Origin of the sequence: Stutzerimonas kunmingensis (assembly GCF_002929225.1) — a bacterium.
In the GTDB taxonomy this organism is placed as follows: domain Bacteria; phylum Pseudomonadota; class Gammaproteobacteria; order Pseudomonadales; family Pseudomonadaceae; genus Stutzerimonas.
This window is the reverse complement of sequence record NZ_PISM01000004.1, coordinates 555,600-572,922: the sequence shown is the minus strand read 5'-3', so window position 1 is coordinate 572,922 and position 17,323 is coordinate 555,600. Positions and strand designations below refer to the sequence as shown.

Here is a 17,323-nt window from a genome sequence, read left to right as displayed (position 1 = left end):
TGTAAATGGCGGGCAGGCAACCCCTGCCCGTTCTCAAGACTCGCGGTCTGTCTTCCAGCGCTGCGCCAGCCACTCCAGATCTTCGGGCCGGGTGACCTTCAGGTTGTCCGCCCGCCCTTCTACCACCCTAGGCGAGTGACCTGCCCACTCCAGTGCCGACGCCTCGTCGGTAACCTGCATACGGGACGCGAGTGCAGCTTCGAGCGCGTCGCACAACATGCCCAGGCGGAACATCTGCGGAGTGAAAGCCTGCCAGATGACGCTACGGTCCACCGTCTTCACCACACGCCCATCCGGACCTACGCGCTTGAGGGTGTCCCGCGCCGGAACAGCCAGCAGACCACCGACCGGATCATCGGCCAACTCGACCAGCAACCTGTCCAGATCCTCACGCGCCAGATTGGGACGGGCCGCGTCGTGCACCAGCACCCAGTCATGCTCATTCGCGCCCAGCTCATCAAGGCGCTGCAGCCCACTGAGTACCGAATCGCAGCGTTCACGACCGCCCGGTGCAAGCTGCACGCGAGTATCGTGGGCGCAGGGCAGCGCCGGCCAGTAGGGATCGTCAGGCGCGATGCAAACCACCAAACCAGCAAGTGCCGGGTGGTCCAGAAAACAATCGAGGGTGTGTTCGATAATGCTGCGCTCACCCAGCAACAGATACTGCTTGGGACGGTCAGCACGCATACGACTGCCGACGCCGGCAGCCGGGATGACGACCCAGAAGGCAGGCTGATCGCGCAGGCTCATTCGATCAGCTGATAGAGGGTTTCGCCCTCTTTGACCATGCCGAGTTCCTGGCGGGCCCGCTCTTCGACGGTCTCCATGCCCTGCTTGAGCTCCAGAACCTCCGCCTCGAGGATTCGATTGCGCTCCAGGAGACGCTCGTTCTCACCCTGCTGTTCGGCGATCTGCTTGTTCAGGCCATTGACCTGAGCCAGGCTGCCCTCGCCCACCCAGAGACGGTACTGCAGACCACCCAGCAGCAGTATCAGTACGACGAACAACCAGTAGGGGCGACGCATAGAAGGCATGAAACGACTTCAGCTGAAATTCGGGTATTGGCAAACAGCGACGGCTCTGGAGGCACGAAGAGTTTGCACGCGGGCACGGAGCGATTGAAACAAAAAAGGGCGACTTGCGCCGCCCTTTTTTAAGTACCGCGGATCAGCCGCGGAATTCGGCGCGACCCTTGTACGATGCCTTGCCGGCCAGCTGCTCTTCGATGCGCAGCAGCTGGTTGTACTTGGAAACGCGATCCGAACGGCACAGTGAACCAGTCTTGATCTGACCAGCGGCAGTGCCAACAGCCAGGTCGGCGATGGTGTGGTCTTCGGTTTCGCCGCTGCGGTGGGAGATCACCGCGGTATAGCCGGCTGCCTTGGCCATCTGGATGGCTTCCAGCGTCTCGGTCAGCGAGCCGATCTGGTTGAACTTGATCAGGATCGAGTTGCCGATACCCTTCTCAATACCTTCCTTGAGAATCCGGGTATTGGTCACGAACAGGTCGTCGCCGACCAGTTGCACCTTCTCACCGATCTTGTCGGTCAGCACCTTCCAGCCGTCCCAGTCGGACTCATCCATGCCATCTTCAATGGAGATGATCGGATAACGCTGGGCCAGACCCGCCAGGTAATCGGCAAAGCCTGCCGCATCGAAAACCTTGCCTTCACCGGCCAGGTCGTACTTGCCGTCCTTGTAGAACTCGCTGGAAGCGCAATCCAGCGCCAGGGTCACGTCGGTACCCAGTTTGTAGCCAGCCTTCTCGACTGCTTCGGCGATGGCTGCCAAGGCGTCTTCGTTGGACGCCAGGTTCGGTGCGAAACCGCCTTCGTCGCCAACCGAGGTGCTCAGGCCACGTGCCTGGAGCACCGCCTTGAGGTTGTGGAAGATCTCGGTACCCATGCGAAGGGCATCGGAAAAGGTCTTGGCGCCAACCGGCTGGACCATGAATTCCTGAATGTCGACGTTGTTGTCGGCATGCTCGCCGCCGTTGATGATGTTCATCATCGGCACCGGCATGGAGTACTGGCCCGGCGTGCCGTTGAGGTTGGCAATGTGCGCGTAGAGCGGCAGGTCCTGATCCTGCGCAGCAGCCTTGGCAGCAGCCAGGGACACGGCGAGGATGGCATTCGCGCCCAGCTTGGCCTTGTTGTCGGTACCGTCGAGTTCGATCATCGCGCGATCCAGTGCCTTCTGATCGACCGGGTCCTTGCCCAGCAGCAGATCACGGATCGGGCCGTTGATGTTGCCGACAGCCTTCAGTACACCCTTGCCCATATAACGGCTCTTGTCGCCATCGCGCAGCTCCAGTGCCTCGCGCGAACCGGTGGACGCACCTGAGGGTGCACAGGCGCTGCCGACGATACCGTTATCGAGAATCACGTCGGCTTCCACAGTAGGGTTGCCACGGGAATCGAGAACTTCACGCCCCTTGATGTCGACGATCTTTGCCATTTTTATTAACACTCCGTAGATAGCTGCAAGGCTTCAAGCAGTTTCGATTGGCGAAAAATTCTTGATCAGGTCGTCCAGCTGCTTGAGCTGGGCAAGGAAAGGCTCGAGCTTGTCCAGACGCAATGCGCAGGGTCCGTCGCACTTGGCGTTGTCCGGGTCCGGATGGGCCTCGAGGAATAGGCCGGCAAGCCCCTGGCTGAGACCAGCACGGGCCAGCTCGGTGACCTGGGCGCGCCGTCCGCCGGCGGAATCGGCGCGACCGCCCGGCATCTGCAGCGCGTGGGTCACGTCGAAGAACACCGGGTAGTTCATCTGCTTCATGATGCCGAAGCCAAGCATGTCGACCACCAGGTTGTTGTAGCCGAACGAGGAGCCGCGCTCGCACAGGATCAGTTGATCGTTGCCCGCTTCCTCGCACTTGGTAAGGATGTGCTTCATTTCCTGGGGTGCCAGGAACTGGGCCTTTTTGATGTTGATCACCGCGCCGGTTCTGGCCATGGCCACCACCAGATCAGTCTGGCGGGAGAGGAAGGCCGGCAGCTGGATGATGTCGCAGACATCGGCCACGGGTTGCGCCTGATGCGGTTCGTGAACGTCGGTGATGACCGGCACGCCGAAGGCCTTTTTCACGTCCTCGAAGATCCGCATGCCCTCTTCCAGCCCCGGGCCACGGAAGGAGTTGATCGAGGATCGGTTGGCCTTGTCGAAACTGGCCTTGAACACGTAGGGAATGCCCAGTTTCTCGGTCACGCGCACATATTCTTCACAGGCCCGCATGGCCAGGTCACGCGATTCGAGCACGTTGATGCCGCCAAACAGCACGAACGGCTTGTCATTGGCGATTTCTATGTTGCCGACGCGGATGATCTTCTGGCTCATGCCTTGCTCGCCTTGTAATCCAGCGCCGCCTGGACAAAACCGCTGAACAGCGGATGACCGTCACGCGGCGTGGAGGTGAATTCGGGGTGGAACTGACAGGCCACGAACCAGGGATGATCGGGCGCTTCCACGACCTCGACCAGCGCACCGTCACCGGACCGTCCGGTGATTTTCAACCCCGCTTCCTGCAATTTTGGCAACAGGTTGTTGTTCACTTCGTAGCGATGTCGATGACGCTCAACGATGCGCTCCTGTCCATAGCAGTCGAACACCTTGGAGCCGGTCTCCAGACCGCACTCTTGGGCACCCAGACGCATGGTGCCACCCAGATCGGAGGCGTCGCTGCGAGTCTCCACCGCACCGGTGGCATCGGCCCACTCGGTGATCAGGCCCACCACGGGGTGCGTACTGTCCTTGTCGAATTCGGTGGAGTTGGCGTCGCTCCAGCCCAGCACGTTGCGGGCGAACTCGATCACCGCCACCTGCATGCCAAGGCAGATGCCGAGGTAGGGAATCTTGTTTTCGCGAGCGTACTGCACCGTGGCGATCTTGCCTTCCACACCACGCAGACCGAAACCACCCGGAACCAGGATCGCGTCCATGCCTTCCAGCAGGCCGGTGCCCTGGTTCTCGATGTCTTCGGAGTCGATATAACGGAGGTTCACTTTGGTACGGCTCTGAATGCCAGCGTGACTCATCGCCTCGATCAGAGATTTGTAAGCATCCAGAAGTTCCATGTACTTGCCGACCATGGCGATGGTGACTTCTTTTTCGGGGTTCAGCTTGGCGTCCACCACGCGATCCCATTCCGAAAGATCGGCACCACGGCACTCTAGGCCAAAACGTTCGAGCACGTAGTCATCCAGACCCTGGGCATGCAGCATGCCGGGAATCTTGTAGATGGTGTCGGCGTCCGGCAGGCTGATCACCGCACGCTCTTCGACGTTGGTGAACAGGGCGATCTTGCGCCGCGAGGACAGGTCGATCGGCACTTCCGAGCGGCACACCAGCACATCCGGCTGCAGACCGATGGAACGCAATTCCTTCACCGAATGCTGGGTCGGCTTGGTCTTGGTCTCGCCCGCGGTGGCGATGTAAGGCACCAGCGTCAGATGCATTAGCATGGCGCGCTTGGCGCCAACCTCAACACGCAGCTGGCGAATCGCTTCCAGGAACGGCTGCGACTCGATATCGCCGACGGTGCCGCCGACTTCAACCAGCGCCACTTCGGCATCGCCGGCACCCTTGATGATGCGCCGCTTGATCTCGTCGGTGATGTGCGGAATCACCTGAATGGTCGCACCCAGATAGTCGCCACGGCGCTCACGGCGCAGCACGTCTTCGTAGACACGACCGGTGGTGAAGTTGTTGTTCTGGGTCATGCGCGTGCGAATGAAACGCTCGTAATGGCCCAGGTCGAGATCGGTCTCGGCGCCGTCGTGGGTGACGAACACCTCGCCGTGCTGAAACGGGCTCATGGTGCCCGGATCGACGTTGATATAAGGGTCCAGCTTGAGCATCGTGACCTTCAGGCCCCGCGCCTCCAGGATGGCCGCCAATGAAGCCGAGGCGATGCCTTTCCCCAATGAAGAAACAACACCACCCGTGACGAAGATGTAGCGCGTCATGAAAAACCCTAGAAGTCTGCGTTAAGCGGCTAGCGCCGCGAGGGGAAAGCGAAGGTGCCATCGCGCCCGAGGCGGCAACGGCTCAGCTGCTACGGTTCGGAAGATCCGTGAAAGCTGTATTGAGACGGGAGCGTAGTCTACTGGATCAGCCCCACATGCTCAAACCTCAGTCAGCCGGCGGCAACGTCCAGACCAGCGAAACGGCAGCTGCGTCGAGTTGCGGCAGATTGCCCACCGCGATCAACTGGTCTTCGCAGAAAAGCAGCGGCAGGCGCGCCCGAACGAAGCCCGGCACGCCGTTCTCATTGAGCAAGCGCTTGAGGTCACGCCGGCCGCGGCCGGGCAGTACCAGCCACTCGCCGCCGGCTCGGTAGCGCACCTGCAGTCGGCCTGCCGGGGCCGTACCGATCAGGTGCAGGCTGCCATTGCCGGGCAACGACAGATCGGTCGATGGCTGCGGCCAGGCGAGCGGCCCCTCTGCCGGCAGCAACCATGAATTGCCCACCCACCAGACCCGCTCGCCGGTGCGCTGCAACTCGCCACGCCCCAGCCGCCAGCGTGGCGTGGCGTCGCCTCGCGCATCGCGCAGCGACTCCCAGCCGCACCAGTGATCGCTGTCCGGAAGCTCGGTGAGGTGCGCCAGCCAATGACGCAGGGCGTTGCGCTGTCGGGCTGGCGACAAGGCACGCAGCGCCGGCAGACAGAGACTGGGCAGTGCCAGCCAGTCGACCGGAGATGGCTGCTGCGCAGCAGCAAGGTCTGCCTGCGCCAGCTCATCCAGCAACGCCTGCGCCTCGGCCATGTGCGCGGCAGTGCGCGCCATGTTCGCCGACGCCTGTGGCCAGCGGCGGCTGATCGGCGGCAGCACCTGCAGACGCAGGTAGTTGCGCGCGTGATCATCACACTGGTTGCTCGGGTCTTCGATCCAGCGCAGGCCCTGGGCGTCGGCGTAGGCCTGCAGCTCGGCGCGCGAAACGGCCAGCAGCGGCCGCAGCAGCCTGCCCTGCCCCAGCGGCCGCTCCGCCGGCATAGCCGCCAGCCCGCGCACGCCGGCACCACGCAACAGACGAAACAGCAGCGTCTCGGCCTGGTCGTCGCGGTGCTGCGCGGTCAGCAGCAGATCACCTTCGCCGAGGCGTTCAGCGAAGGCGGCGTAACGCGCATCCCGCGCGGCACGCTCCAGGCTTGCGCCGTGCGCGACCTGCACCCGCACGATTTCGAGCGGCACGCCTAGCCCCTCGCAAACCTGCCGGCAGTGCTCCGGCCAGGCATCGGCGACCGCCTGCAGGCCGTGATGCACATGGACGGCGCTGATTGGCGGCAACCTTCGGCCCTGCGTCAGTCGCACCAGTGCATGCAGCAGCACCGTCGAATCGAGCCCGCCGGAAAAGCCGACCAGCCAGCGCCGCGCGGCTAGCCACGGGCGCAGTGCATCGAGCAGTTTGGATTCGACCGGCATGGAAATCGACTCATTCAGGCAAGGCGGCCAGCATAAGGCAGCGCACGCCACGACTACAGCCGCCAGCGGTGCGCACCTTTCAAGAGCACGACGCAAACACAGCGGCGCACCTTCGTTGACGCCCTCCGCACCGCGCCGCTCCAAAACAGTGCACACCCATGGCTATCTGAGATCGCCGCAAACAGATCGAGGCATTCAAATTCGAGCTAGGCCTCTGTAATCGTTGGCTTTCTCGTAGTTGGCAAGGGAAATGCAAAAGTCCGCTCAGCTTATTCCAAAAGCTGTTGCTGACTTACCAGCCGGGCTACTGAATACCCGGCGCCACCTTTAGGGACATACCACCATGCTCAAGAAACTGACCCTCGCCATCGCCGCCGCCAGCGCCGTGACTGCCAGCAGCTTCGCCGTCGCGGAAACCGTCTCCAGCCCCGTTGGCGACTTCGACGTCAGCATGAACGTCGGCCTGACCTCGGACTACATGTTCCGCGGTATCTCGCAAACCCAGGGCAACGGCGCCATCCAGGGCGGTCTGGACGTAGCCCACGAGAGCGGCCTGTACGTTGGCACCTGGGCGTCCAACGTCGACTTCGGCGGTGACGCCTCGGTGGAATTCGACTACTACCTGGGCTTCGGTAACAACATCACCGAGAACATCTCCTACGATCTGGGCTGGATCAAGTACGACTACCCGGGCGAAAGCGCGCTGAACTTCAGCGAGTACTACGGCAGCCTGAGCGCCTACGGCTTCACGGCCGGCGCGGCCTACTCCGACGACTTCGCCGGCGACGACACCACCCTGTACTCCTATCTCGGCTACGAATACGCCCTGCCCTACGACGTCGGTCTGGCCCTGCAGTACGGCAAGTACGATTTCAAGGACGCCACCTTCGGCAACGACGATACCTACAACGACTGGTCGGTCGGCCTGAGCAAGACCATGGCCGGTCTGGACTTCGGCCTGACCTACTCCGACACCAGCTTGAGCGGCAGCGAATGCGCAGGCTTCGTCGGCAAGGACGACTACTGCGACGCGACCTTCGTGGTTTCGGTTTCGAAGAGCTTGTAACTCCTGTCGGGACCGCAACAAAGGCCTGACCCAGTCACGTGTCGCATGGTCTGCAGGACGTAGAGCGGGTGACACCCGCCGAACGTGGCCCTCCGCCTTGTTGTAAGAGCGATGCAAGGCCCAGAAAAAACGAAACCCCGCCGCGAGGCAGGGTTTCGTTTGTCGGGCGGTGAGGTGTAACCGCGCGGGTTTCACCCGCCCTATAAAGCTACATACGCCAGGGGTTCAGCGCTCGCCGATGATGCCGCTGCGCCTGTTGCTGGACCCCGTCTGAACAGGCCCGGAAACGAAAAACCACGCCGGGTAGGCGGGGTTTCTGCAGCGGACAAAACGGCATCCGATCAGGCGATACCGTAGCTCATCAGGCGCGCGTAGCGGCGCTCCAGCAGCGCGTCGGTATCCAGCGCCTTGAGCATTTCCAGCTGAGTCCTGAGTTCGTCACGCAGCGAAGCCGCGGTGACGGCCGGGTTGCGATGCGCGCCGCCCAGGGGCTCGGAAATCACCTTGTCGACGATCCCGAGGTCCTTCAGGCGCTCGGCAGTCACGCCCATGGCGTCGGCCGCTTCGGGTGCCTTGTCGGCGGTGCGCCAGAGAATCGAGGCGCAGCCTTCCGGCGAGATCACCGCGTAGGTGGAGTACTGCAGCATGTTCAGCTGGTCGCAGACACCGATGGCCAGTGCACCACCGGAACCGCCTTCACCGATGACAGTGGCGATGATCGGCGTTTTCAGCCGCGCCATCACGCGCAGGTTCCAGGCGATGGCTTCGCTCTGGTTGCGCTCTTCGGCGTCGATACCCGGATAAGCGCCGGGGGTGTCGATGAAGGTGAGGATTGGCATCTTGAAGCGCTCGGCCATCTCCATCAGACGGCATGCCTTGCGGTAGCCCTCCGGACGCGGCATGCCGAAGTTGCGGCGTACCTTCTCGCGGACTTCACGGCCCTTCTGGTGGCCGATGATCATCACCGGCTGGTCGTCCAGACGCGCAATGCCACCGACGATGGCGGCGTCGTCGGAGAAGTGGCGATCACCGTGCAGTTCTTCGAACTCGGTGAACAGGTGGTTGATGTAGTCGAGGGTGTAGGGCCGCTGCGGGTGCCGGGCCAAACGTGCGATCTGCCAGCTGGTCAGATTGCCGAAGATGCTCTCGGTGAGCGACTCGCTCTTATCCTGCAGGCGGGTGATTTCATCGCCAATGTTCAGCGAATTGTCATTACCAACCAGGCGCAACTCTTCGATCTTGGCTTGCAGGTCGGCGATCGGCTGTTCGAAATCGAGAAAATTCGGGTTCATAGTCATCCGTCATGCGTCGACGGCCGGGGGGCCGGGAAGCTGTTCCGTTTTTTGCGCCCTACCTTACGGGACGGACGCATTCAGGTCGAACAAAAAATGTTCGCAATCATGACTCGATCAAGATCGGGTCGCTTGGGTAGTGGCCGGGTCATGCGCCAGTTTTCCTGGCGATAACTCGATGCTGGCCGCTATCGGTATTGCAGGAAGACGTTGTCGCGCCCGAACTGGTCACGCAATGCCTGAATCAAGTGATCCGCCGGATCGATTCGCCAGCTCTCGCCAAACTGCAACAGCGCCTTGGCGTCGCTACCGGTGTACTCCAGAGTGATCGGGCAGGCCCCGCGATGACGACCACAGACGTCTGCCAGCCAGCGCACCCGGTCACCCCTGAGCGCATCGCTGCCGACCTTGACCCGCAAGCTCTCGGCCAGACCTGTGCGCGCTTCTTCCAGGCTCATCACCCGCTTGGCACGCAGACGCAGGCCACCGGAGAAATCGTCGTTGCTGACTTCACCTTCGACCACCACCAGCGCATCGGTCTGTAGCAGTGCCTGAGCCGTATTGAAGGCTTCGGCGAACAGCGAGGCCTCGATGCGCCCGGAGCGGTCGTCCAGGGTGATGAAACCCATCTTGTCACCCTTCTTGTTCTTCATCACCCGCAGGTTGACGATCAACCCGGCGACCGTCTGGGTATCGCGAGCCGGACGCAGATCGATGATGCGCTGACGGGCGAAGCGACGTACTTCGCCTTCGTATTCATCAATCGGGTGGCCAGTGAGGTAGAGACCCAGGGTGTCCTTCTCGCCCTTGAGGCGCTCCTTGAGCGTCAGCTCCCGCGCCTTGCGGTGATTGGCATAGACATCCGCCTCGGGCTCTGCGAACAAGCCGCCAAACAGATCCATATGACCGCTATCCAGGCTGCGCGCAGTCTGCTCCGCCGCCTGAATCGCCTCTTCCATGGCTGACAAGAGCACCGCACGATTCTGATCAATGCCGGCCTGGTAGAGCTTCGGGTCATCGGAAAAATACGGTCCCATGCGATCCAGCGCACCGCCACGGATCAAGGCCTCGAGGGTGCGCTTGTTGATGCGCTTGAGATCGACCCGACTGCAGAAGTCGAACAGGTCCTTGAACGGCCCGCCTTCACTGCGGCATTCGACAATGGCCTCCACCGGCCCTTCACCGACACCCTTGATCGCACCCAGACCGTAGATGATGCGCCCGTCGTCGCTGACGGTGAACTTGAATTCGGAGTTGTTCACGTCCGGCGCATCGATACGCAGCTTCATGCTGCGACATTCTTCGATCAGCGTGACCACCTTGTCGGTGTTGTGCATGTCCGCCGAAAGCACCGCGGCCATGAACGGCGACGGGTAATGCGCCTTGAGCCAGGCGGTCTGATAGGACACCAGACCGTAGGCCGCCGAGTGCGACTTGTTAAAGCCGTAACCGGCAAACTTCTCTACCAGGTCGAAGATGTTGCCCGCCAGATCAGCATCGATACCGTTGTTCTTGCAGCCCTCGATGAAACCGCCGCGCTGCTTGGCCATTTCCTCGGGCTTCTTCTTGCCCATGGCGCGGCGCAGCATGTCGGCGCCGCCTAGCGTGTAGCCAGCCATGACCTGGGCAATCTGCATCACCTGTTCCTGATACAGGATGATGCCGTAGGTGGGCGCAAGAACCGGTTTGAGGCCTTCGTACTGGTAATCCGAATGCGGGTAGGAGATTTCCGCGCGACCATGCTTGCGGTTGATGAAGTCGTCGACCATGCCCGATTGCAGCGGGCCGGGACGGAACAGCGCCACGAGGGCGATCAGGTCTTCCAGGCAGTCGGGTTTGAGCTTTTTGATCAGCTCTTTCATGCCACGCGATTCGAGCTGGAACACCGCCGTGGTTTCGGCCTTTTGCAGCAGCGAGTAGGTGGGCTTGTCATCCAGCGGGATAAAGTCGATGTCGACCGGTTCGAGACCCTTACGTGCCTGTTCGCGGTTGATGGTTTCCAGCGCCCATTTGATGATGGTCAGCGTGCGCAGGCCGAGAAAGTCGAACTTGACCAGACCGGCAGACTCGACGTCGTCCTTGTCGAACTGGGTGACCAGGCTGCCGCCCTCGTCATCGCAGGCGATGGGGGCGAAATCGGTGAGTTTGGTCGGCGCAATCACCACGCCGCCGGCATGCTTGCCGGTGCCGCGGGTGATGCCTTCGAGCTTGAGCGCCATGTCCCAGATTTCCCTGGCGTCTTCATCGACGGCAAGGAAGTCGCGCAGCGGCTCTTCCATCTCGTAGGCTTTTTCCAGCGTCATGCCTACTTCAAAGGGGATCATCTTCGACAGGCGATCCGCCAGCCCGTAGGACTTGCCCTGCACCCGCGCCACGTCACGCACCACCGCCTTGGCCGCCATGGTGCCGAAGGTGATGATCTGGCTCACCGCATTGCGACCGTATTTCTCAGCCACGTAATCGATGACCCGGTCGCGGCCATCCATGCAGAAGTCGACGTCGAAGTCGGGCATGGAAACCCGCTCAGGGTTGAGGAAGCGCTCAAACAGCAGATCGTAGGCCAGCGGGTCCAGGTCGGTGATTTTCTGCACATAAGCCACCAGCGAGCCGGCACCCGAGCCACGGCCTGGCCCTACAGGCACCCCATTGCTCTTGGCCCACTGGATAAAGTCCATGACGATCAGGAAGTAACCCGGAAAGCCCATCTGGATAATGATATCCAGCTCGAAATTCAGCCGATCGACATAGACCTGCCTCTTCGCCTCGTAATCGGGCGTATCGCGGGGCAGCAGCACTTCCAGCCGCTCTTCGAGGCCATCGAACGAGACCTTGCGAAAGTAATCGTCCATGGTCATGCCGTCCGGCACCGGGAAATCGGGCAGGAAGTAGGTGCCCAGCTGCACCTCGATGTTGCAGCGCCTGGCGATCTCGACGGTATTTTCCAGCGCCTCGGGGAGGTCACTGAACAGCTCGTACATTTCCTCGGGCGTTTTCAGATACTGCTGATCGGAATAGTTACGCGGTCGCCGCGAGTCGTCGAGGGTGCGACTTTCGCCAATGCAGACGCGCGTTTCATGGGCTTCGAAATCGTCCTGCTTGAGAAAGCGCACGTCATTGGTCGCCACCAGCGGCACAGCACAGCGCTCGGCCAGCGCCACCGCCGCGTGCAGATGCTCCTCATCGTTGACCCGGCTGGTGCGCTGCACTTCCAGATAGAAACGCTTGGGAAACACCGATTGCCACTCGGCCAGCAGCGCCTCGGCCAGCGATTCCTCGCCGTTGAGCAGGGCAAGTCCGATCTCGCCCTCCTTGGCGCCGGACAAGGCAATCAGCCCTTCAGACGACTGCTTCACCCAGTCACGCTCGATGATCACCAGATCGTTGCGCTGGCCTTCGGTCCAGCCGCGAGAGATCAGCTCGGTGAGATTGCGATACCCCTTGGGATTCATCGCCAGCAAGGTCAAGCGGCTGAGAGGACCGTCCTCGTCACAACCAGCCATCCAGATATCGGCACCGCAGATCGGCTTTATGCCGGCGCCCTGCGCGGCTTTATAGAACTTGACCAGCGAGCACATATTGCTCATGTCGGTCACCGCCACTGCCGGCATGCCACCTGCCGCGACCGCCTTGATCAGCGGCTTGACCCGAACCAGCCCATCGACCAGCGAGTACTCGGTATGCAGACGTAGATGGACGAAGGAAACAGGCATGAACAGACCTTGAGCTGGCAGAACGACAAGCGCGGAATTGTACCGGAAAGCACGGACGGGCTGGCGACCGCGCTAACGGTAGCCGACACGGTAAAAGGGTGTTCGGCGGCCCAGGACCTCATGAAGCACCTGGCTGGCCCGCGTACAGTTACCCGCTAGACCAGCAGCACGCAGGCCGGGATGTCGGTCTCGATAACTGCCTGCTCAAGCAGCGTACGCACGGGGGCGAAAGAGCGCCGATGAATGGGCGTTGGTCCTAGCCGACGAAGCGCTTCCAGATGGCTTGGAGTCGGATAACCCTTGTGCCCGGCCAGCCCATAACCCGGATAGCAGAGATCCAGGGCCTGCATTTCGCGGTCACGACTGACCTTGGCCAGGATGGATGCCGCAGCGATAGCCGGCACCTGACCGTCGCCCTGGATCACCGGTGCGCTGGGCACGTTCAGCTGAGGGCACCGATTGCCATCGATGAGTGCCAGCCGCGGCGTGACACTCAGTCCATCAACCGCACGCTGCATGGCGAGCATCGTGGCGTGAAGGATATTCAGCTGATCGATCTCTTCGACCTCGGCTCGGGCAATGCACCACGCCACCGCCTTTGCGCAGATCTCGTCGAACAACGCTTCACGACGGGCTTCGCTCAGCTTTTTCGAGTCGTTGAGGCCTTCGATCGGACGCGCCGGATCGAGGATCACTGCGGCGGTCACTACAGGACCACACAGCGGCCCGCGCCCGACCTCGTCGACGCCGGCAACCAGCTCTTCGACCAGATTGAAATCGAGTCCGAACTGCATCAACGAACTCCAACCAGGCGCAACACGGCATCGGCGGCCTGACTCGACGCATCGCAACGCAGGGTGCGATGAATACTGTCGAAGCCTTCGGTCTGCACGTCACCATCGTCCAGCAGTGGCGACAGAGACTGCGCAAGCGCTTCGGGGGTAGCGGCGTCCTGCAGCAACTCGGGAACCAGCAGACGCTGGGCCAGCAGGTTGGGAAGCGCAACATAGGGGCTCTTCACCAGCCGCCGGAGGATGCGGTAAGTCATTGGCGCTACGCTGTAGGCCACCACCATAGGGCGTTTGAACAACAGCGCCTCAAGCGTTGCCGTACCGGAAGCAATCAACACGGCGTTGCAGGCGGCCAATGCCTCATGGGACCGGCCATCGAGCAGGGTCAGCGGCAAATCACGCGTAACCAGCATCTGCTCAAGCTGCAGCCGCCGCTCGGGGCTGGCGCAAGGCATGACAAAACGAATCCCGGGACGCATGGCGCGCAACCGCTCGGCAGCGGAAAGGAACAGATCCCCCAGTCGAGCGACTTCGCCGCCCCTGCTACCGGGCATCAGCGCGACGACCAGGCCATCCGCTGGCAATCCGAGCGCTTGCCGTGCCGCGGCACGATCGGCGCAAAGCGGAATGGCATCAGCTAGGGGATGACCGACGAAGCGAACCGGTACCTGGTGCTCGTCGTAGAACCTAGCCTCGAACGGAAACAGCGTGAGCATCAGATCGCAGGCGTCACGGATCTTCAGTACCCGCTTCTGACGCCAGGCCCAGACCGACGGACTGACGTAGTGCACGGTCTTGATTCCGGCCCGACGCAGCTTGAGCTCAAGCCCGAGATTGAAGTCCGGCGCGTCGATGCCGATGAATACATCCGGCCGCTGCTGGATCAGCGTGTCCACCAGGCGTTTGCGGCGGGCCAGCAGCTCCGGCAAACGACCGAGCACTTCGACCAGGCCCATCACTGCCAGACGCTCGAGCGGAAAGTACGACTGCAACCCTTCGGCCTGCATGCGCGAGCCGCCGACGCCGATGAATTCGACATTCGCGTGCTGAGCCTTCAGCGCCTGCATCAGGCCCGCACCAAGGATGTCACCGGAGGACTCCCCGGCTACCAAGGCAACCCTGAGCGGCCGGTTCATCTCAGCGAGTGATCCCACGAGTTGAAGCCTGAATCGAGTCGCGGAAGATCGCAACCTCGGGGAATGCCGCTGCACTTTCGGCCAGCTCGGTGAGTGCGGCCTCCACGGTCAACCCCTTGCGGTAGACGACCTTGTAAGCGTTGCGCAGGGCGTGAACGGCTTCGGCGCTGAAGCCACGACGACGCATGCCCTCGAAGTTCATGCTGCGCGCCTCCGCCGGATTGCCGAACACGGTGACAAATGCCGGTACATCCTTGCCGATCGCCGTGCCCATGCCGGAAAAACTATGGGCGCCGATATGGCAGAACTGATGTACCAGGGTGTAACCGGAGAGAATGGCCCAGTCGCCCACATGGACGTGACCGGCCAGCGCGGTGTTGTTGACCAGAATACAATGATTGGCGATCACGCTGTCGTGGCCGATGTGAGCATAAGCCATGATCAGGTTGTGATCACCGAGGGTGGTTTCGGAGCGATCCTGCACGGTGCCGCGATGGATGGTGACACCCTCGCGAATCACGTTGTGATCGCCAATCACCAGGCGCGTCGGCTCACCCTTGTACTTCAGATCCGGCGTATCTTCGCCGACCGAGGAGAACTGATAGATGCGATTGTGCCGACCGATACGGGTCGGCCCTTTGATGACCACATGCGACGCGATCACCGTACCCTCGCCAATTTCGACGTCCGGACCAATGATCGACCATGGGCCGACCTGGACGTCATCCGCCAAGCGAGCCGCAGGGTCGATGATGGCGCGCGGGTCGATCAAACTCATATCTTCTGTTCCGCGCAGATGATTTCTGCCGAGCAGACCGGCTTGCCCTCGACGCTAGCACGACAATCGAACTTCCAGATGCCGCGTTTGCCGCTGATGAAGGAAGCTTCCAGGACCAGCTGATCGCCCGGAACCACCGGCTGACGGAAGCGCAGCTTGTCAGAGCCGACGAAATAGTAAAGCGTGCCATCGGCTGGCTTGACGCCCATCATCTTGAAACCAAGCAGACCGGCCGCCTGCGCCATGGCTTCAATGATCAGCACGCCTGGCATGATCGGATGCTGCGGAAAATGCCCATTGAAGAACGGTTCGTTGATGGTCACGTTCTTGTAGGCACGAACGCGCTTGGCCTCGACGTCCATCTCCGTCACACGGTCCACCAGCAGGAACGGGTAGCGGTGAGGCAAATATTCACGAATCTCGTTGATATCCATCATGTCAGGAAAGAGCCTGTAAAAAAGTATAGGGCCGCCTGCGCTGAAAGCCCGCGCGAGCACTGACAGGCATTAACCCCGAAAAAAACCGGATCAGACGGTAAGCTCAGGCATCAGAAGCCGGATTCTGACCCTGAGTCACGGTAGCCAGGCTTTTCTCCAGCTGTTGCAGCCGGCGAGCCATGTCATCCAACTGACGAATACGCGCCGCACTCTTTCTCCAATCGGCAGCATTCTGCATCGCCGTGCCCGAGGAGTAGCTTCCGGGTTCCGTGATCGAGCGCGTGACCATCGTCATACCCGTCACGAACACGTTGTCGCACACTTCGATGTGCCCAACCATGCCGACGCCACCGGCGATCATGCAATTGCGTCCGATCTTGGTGCTACCGGAGATGCCGGCACAGCCAGCCATCGCCGTGTTGTCACCGATCTGCACGTTGTGCGCGATCATGATCTGATTATCTAGCTTCACGCCGTTGCCAATCAGCGTATCGGAAAGGGCGCCGCGGTCGATGGTGGTATTCGAGCCAATTTCCACATCATCCCCGATACGCACACCGCCGATTTGAGCGATCTTCTGCCAGGCACCTTTTTCCTTGGCGAAGCCGAACCCCTCACCACCGATCACGGCACCGGACTGGATCACCACGCGCTTACCGATCTGCACGTCGTGATAAAGCGTGACTCGCGGTGCGAGTCGCCCGCCAGCGCCGATTCGGCTACGGGCGCCGACGAATGACTGCGCACCGATCACCACATCCGCGTCGATGGTTGCGCCGGACTCGATCACCACATAGGGACCAATGCTGGCCGACGAATCTACATAAGCATCGGCAGCGACCACCGCCGTCGGGTGAATGCCGCTATTCGCTACCGGTCGAGTCTCGAACAGGTGCGACGCGCGCGCATAAGCCAGATAGGGGTCGCTAACGACAATTGCCGCGCCTTCGTAGCCTTCAGCATCAGCGGGAGCCAACAACACCGCGGCGGCCTGGGTGGTCGACAGGTACTTGCGATACTGAGCATTGGCAAGGAAGCTCAAATGCGCCGGGCCCGCCTCCTGCAGGGTAGCGAGCCCGCTAATAGTCTGGTCAGCATCGCCGCGCAGGGTGCCACCCAGTTCCTCGGCCAGCTGGCCGAGTGTATAGACTGCGCCTGCCATATCAGCGCAGCTGATTCATGCGCTCGATGACTTGGCGGGTGATATCGAACTGCGGTTTGACATCCACCACGGCACCACGCTCGAACACCAGGTCGTAGTTGCCCTTCTTGATGACTTCTTCGACAGCCTGATCAAGCTTCGGCTTGAGCTGCTTGAGCATGTCCCGATCCGCCACAGCCTTTGCCTCGTTCAATTCCTTGGACTGGAACTGGAAGTCACGGGCCTTTTGCTTGAATTCGAGTTCCAGACGTTCACGCTCGGCCTGCTGCATCTTGTCGCCGTCCTTGACCAGGCGATCCTGAATACGCTTGGCGTCGCTTTCGAGTGTTTTCAGCTTGCTCAGTTGGGGGCCGAACTTCTTCTCCGCGTCGACCGCGTAACGTTTGGCTGCATCTGACTCAAGCAGCGCCATCTGATAGTTCATGACGGCGATCTTCATTTCGGCAAATGCTGGGGTCGCTACCAGCGCGGCAACGACGAGAAACAGTTGAGTCAACTTACGCACGGTAAACACCACTCCTGAAAGAA

Annotated in this window: 15 protein-coding genes; 1 reads left to right on the top strand and 14 read right to left on the bottom strand. The window is 61.4% G+C overall.

The genetic code is table 11. The features are described from left to right. Window positions 1-33 precede the first annotated feature (33 nt). From ispD to tilS, 6 genes are all read right to left on the bottom strand, one after another. On the bottom strand, window positions 34-750 hold the full coding sequence (ispD, locus tag CW305_RS03765) for a 2-C-methyl-D-erythritol 4-phosphate cytidylyltransferase (protein ID WP_104097126.1): 717 nt from the start codon (window positions 748-750) through the stop codon (window positions 34-36). Then, a complete protein-coding gene (gene ftsB, locus CW305_RS03760; protein WP_014819920.1) occupies window positions 747-1,025 on the bottom strand; it encodes a cell division protein FtsB in 279 nt (92 codons plus the stop codon). Before ftsB ends, ispD begins: the two co-directional genes overlap by 4 nt. Window positions 1,026-1,167: 142 nt before the next feature. Then, window positions 1,168-2,457 (bottom strand): phosphopyruvate hydratase, encoded by a 1,290-nt coding sequence (eno, locus tag CW305_RS03755; RefSeq protein ID WP_104097125.1) that lies wholly within the window; start codon window positions 2,455-2,457, stop codon window positions 1,168-1,170. 33 nt (window positions 2,458-2,490) lie between these two features. Continuing rightward, window positions 2,491-3,336, bottom strand: a complete 846-nt coding sequence (gene kdsA, locus CW305_RS03750; protein ID WP_104097124.1) for a 3-deoxy-8-phosphooctulonate synthase — start codon at window positions 3,334-3,336, stop codon at window positions 2,491-2,493. Continuing rightward, entirely contained in the window at window positions 3,333-4,964 is a 1,632-nt protein-coding gene (locus CW305_RS03745) for a CTP synthase (RefSeq protein WP_104097123.1), read from the bottom strand. The genes kdsA and CW305_RS03745 overlap by 4 nt, the downstream gene beginning before the upstream one ends. Before the next feature lie 166 nt (window positions 4,965-5,130). After that, window positions 5,131-6,423 carry a tRNA lysidine(34) synthetase TilS gene (gene tilS, locus CW305_RS03740; protein WP_003299351.1) on the bottom strand — a complete coding sequence of 431 codons (1,293 nt, stop codon included), beginning with the start codon at window positions 6,421-6,423 and terminating at the stop codon, window positions 5,131-5,133. 343 nt (window positions 6,424-6,766) lie between these two features. Between tilS and CW305_RS03735 the strand changes: the two genes are divergently transcribed. Then, window positions 6,767-7,489, top strand: coding sequence for a TorF family putative porin (locus CW305_RS03735; protein ID WP_003299352.1), 723 nt, complete (start codon window positions 6,767-6,769; stop codon window positions 7,487-7,489). A gap of 341 nt (window positions 7,490-7,830) precedes the next feature. Here the strand turns inward: CW305_RS03735 and CW305_RS03730 are convergent, their stop codons facing one another. The 8 genes from CW305_RS03730 to CW305_RS03695 all read right to left on the bottom strand — a co-directional run bounded on the left by CW305_RS03730 (window position 7,831) and on the right by CW305_RS03695 (window position 17,300). Beyond that, complete coding sequence (locus CW305_RS03730) at window positions 7,831-8,781, bottom strand: acetyl-CoA carboxylase carboxyltransferase subunit alpha (RefSeq protein ID WP_023443752.1); 951 nt, start codon at window positions 8,779-8,781, stop codon at window positions 7,831-7,833. A gap of 188 nt (window positions 8,782-8,969) precedes the next feature. Beyond that, entirely contained in the window at window positions 8,970-12,491 is a 3,522-nt protein-coding gene (dnaE, locus tag CW305_RS03725) for a DNA polymerase III subunit alpha (RefSeq protein ID WP_104097122.1), read from the bottom strand. Window positions 12,492-12,646: 155 nt separating this feature from the next. Then, window positions 12,647-13,285, bottom strand: a complete 639-nt coding sequence (rnhB, locus tag CW305_RS03720) for a ribonuclease HII (protein ID WP_104097121.1) — start codon at window positions 13,283-13,285, stop codon at window positions 12,647-12,649. Then, window positions 13,285-14,418: a lipid-A-disaccharide synthase gene (gene lpxB, locus CW305_RS03715; RefSeq protein ID WP_003299357.1), complete on the bottom strand. Its 1,134-nt coding sequence runs from the start codon at window positions 14,416-14,418 to the stop codon at window positions 13,285-13,287. The genes rnhB and lpxB overlap by 1 nt, the downstream gene beginning before the upstream one ends. 1 nt (window position 14,419) lies before the next feature. After that, window positions 14,420-15,196 (bottom strand): acyl-ACP--UDP-N-acetylglucosamine O-acyltransferase, encoded by a 777-nt coding sequence (gene lpxA / locus CW305_RS03710; RefSeq protein ID WP_003299358.1) that lies wholly within the window; start codon window positions 15,194-15,196, stop codon window positions 14,420-14,422. Then, a complete protein-coding gene (fabZ, locus tag CW305_RS03705; RefSeq protein WP_104097120.1) occupies window positions 15,193-15,633 on the bottom strand; it encodes a 3-hydroxyacyl-ACP dehydratase FabZ in 441 nt (146 codons plus the stop codon). The genes lpxA and fabZ overlap by 4 nt, the downstream gene beginning before the upstream one ends. 103 nt (window positions 15,634-15,736) lie before the next feature. Beyond that, on the bottom strand, window positions 15,737-16,795 hold the full coding sequence (gene lpxD, locus CW305_RS03700) for a UDP-3-O-(3-hydroxymyristoyl)glucosamine N-acyltransferase (protein ID WP_104097119.1): 1,059 nt from the start codon (window positions 16,793-16,795) through the stop codon (window positions 15,737-15,739). A 1-nt stretch (window position 16,796) separates the two neighbouring features. Further along, window positions 16,797-17,300 carry an OmpH/Skp family outer membrane protein gene (locus CW305_RS03695; RefSeq protein WP_003295019.1) on the bottom strand — a complete coding sequence of 168 codons (504 nt, stop codon included), beginning with the start codon at window positions 17,298-17,300 and terminating at the stop codon, window positions 16,797-16,799. Between the last annotated feature and the right edge of the window lie 23 nt (window positions 17,301-17,323).